The 2,077-nt window shown below is 64.3% G+C and carries 2 protein-coding genes and 2 pseudogenes; all 4 read left to right on the top strand.

All coding sequences use genetic code 11. From position 1 onward, the window contains the following. Positions 1-117: pseudogene (locus ABI213_RS06425) on the top strand (transcriptional regulator); the annotation flags it as partial. Further along, positions 104-769 (top strand): annotated as a pseudogene (locus ABI213_RS06420) (MIP/aquaporin family protein); the annotation flags it as partial. The pseudogenes ABI213_RS06425 and ABI213_RS06420, both read left to right, overlap by 14 nt. 16 nt (positions 770-785) lie before the next feature. Next, positions 786-1,211, top strand: a complete 426-nt coding sequence (gene arsC / locus ABI213_RS06415; protein ID WP_348007255.1) for an arsenate reductase (glutaredoxin) — start codon at positions 786-788, stop codon at positions 1,209-1,211. Continuing rightward, the gene (gene arsH, locus ABI213_RS06410; protein WP_348007256.1) at positions 1,204-1,914 is read left to right on the top strand and encodes an arsenical resistance protein ArsH; all 711 of its coding nucleotides are present in this window, start codon (positions 1,204-1,206) and stop codon (positions 1,912-1,914) included. The genes arsC and arsH overlap by 8 nt, the downstream gene beginning before the upstream one ends. Positions 1,915-2,077: the final 163 nt, after the last annotated feature.

The raw sequence follows: 2,077 nt of genomic DNA, 5'->3' as shown, positions 1-2,077 counted from the left end.
CGCAACCTGATCTACCGCGCCAACTTCGACCAGATGAACGCGCTGCTGGGTTACCTGACCGAGCACTGCTGCCAGGGTGCGCCTTGCGCGGTGGAGGTGGTTTGTGCCGCCTGCTAAACCACGGCTTGTCCAGCAGCTGTTGGCCGAGTGCCTGGGCACGGCCGGGCTGCTGTGCGCGGTGGTTGGCTCGGGCGTGATGGCCGAACGGCTGGCGGGCGGCAACCTGGCGGTGGCGTTGCTGGCCAACACGCTGGCAACGGTGTGGGCCTTGTATGTTTTGATTGAACTGCTGGGCCCGGTGAGCGGTGCGCACTTCAACCCGCTGGTCACACTGGTTATGTGGTCAAAAGGGCAGTTGGCGCATACGCTACCTGCACGGGCAGCTCTGTTTTTTATAGTATTTCAGCTGCTGGGCGCGGTGCTGGGTGCCTGGCTGGCACATGCCATGTTTGACCTGCCTCTGCTGCAAACCAGCACCAAACTGCGGACCGGCACCGGCCAGTGGATTGCCGAGGCCGTGGCGATGGCCGGGCTGATTTTGGTCATCCTGCGGGCCCCGGCGGGCAAGGCCAGCGCGCTGGTGGCCTGCTATATCGGTGCGGCCTACTGGTTTACCGCCAGCACCAGCTTTGCCAACCCCGCCGCCGTGCTGGGCCGCATGCTGAGCGACACGTTTTCGGGCATCGCCCCGGCCAGCGCGCCCGGCTTTGTGCTGGCGCAGTGCGTGGGCGCGCTGTTGGGCCTGGGGGTGGCCCGCCTTTTTGAACCTTCCTCCGGAGAAATACATGTCGGACACCACCATCTTCCACAACCCGGCCTGCGGAACCTCGCGCAATGTGTTGGCCCTGATCCGCAACGCGGGCATCGAACCCACCGTGGTGCAGTACCTCAAAACCCCGCTCGACGGCGACCAGCTGCGGGCCTTGGTCGCCCAACTGGGCCTGCCGGTGCGGGCGGTACTGCGCAAAAAGGGCACGCCGTTTGAAGAACTGGGGTTGGGCAACCCGGACCTGGGCGACGATGCTTTGATTGATGCCATCGTGGCCCACCCCATCCTGCTAGAGCGGCCCATCGTGACCACCGCGCTGGGGGCCAGGCTGTGCCGCCCGTCCGAGGCGGTGCTGGACATCCTGCCGCAACCGCAGCAGGGTGCGTTTGCCAAGGAGGACGGCGAAAAAGTGGTCAACACGCAGGGGGAGCGCCTTGTTTGAGTTGCCGAATATCGTTCCGGCACTGTTCCAGGTGCCCAACCAGGCGGCCCTAGCCAGCACGACACCGTCCACCCACCCGCCGCGCATCCTGCTGCTTTACGGCTCGCTGCGCGAACGCGCGTTCAGCCGCCTGCTGAGCGAGGAGGCGGCCCGTTTGCTGACCGCGATGGGGGCAGAAACCCGTACCTTCGACCCCCACGGCCTGCCGTTGGCCGACAGCGCGCCCGAATCCCACCCCAAGGTGCAGGAACTGCGCGACCTGGCGCTGTGGGCCGAGGGCATGGTCTGGACATCGCCCGAGCGGCACGGCGCGATGACCGGGGTCATGAAGACCCAGATCGATTGGATTCCGCTCGCCCAGGGCGCGGTGCGGCCCACCCAGGGCAAGACGTTGGCTGTGATGCAGGTCAGCGGCGGCTCGCAGTCGTTCAATGCCGTGAACCAGCTGCGCGTGCTGGGCCGCTGGATGCGCATGCTGACCATCCCCAACCAGTCGTCGGTGGCCAAGGCGTTTATGGAATTTGACGAGGCCGGGCGGATGAAACCGTCGGCCTACTACGACCGGGTGGTCGATGTGATGGAGGAGTTGGTCAAGTTCACCCTGTTGACCCGGGATGCGGCGGCTTACCTAGTGGACCGCTATAGCGAGCGCAAGGAAAGCGCCGAAGCTCTGTCCCAGTGCGTGAACCAAAAAAGTATATAAATCGGCCTCTGGCGCAGATGGAACCTGCGCAGGCAGCTATTTATTCAATAGCGTCTGGGGTTTTTTCTTCCACGGTATCTACCGCAAAGCTGTCCCGAAAGCTGAAGTAGATGGAGGTCAAAAACATGCAGGTGGTCAGCAGCGTCAGCACCAGCGCGCCTAC

Origin of the sequence: Rhodoferax sp., from assembly GCF_039922535.1 — a bacterium.
Classification (GTDB): Bacteria; Pseudomonadota; Gammaproteobacteria; order Burkholderiales; family Burkholderiaceae_C; genus Rhodoferax_B.
The sequence above is the reverse complement of the archived record's forward strand: the minus strand, read 5'-3'. Positions and strand labels throughout refer to the sequence as shown.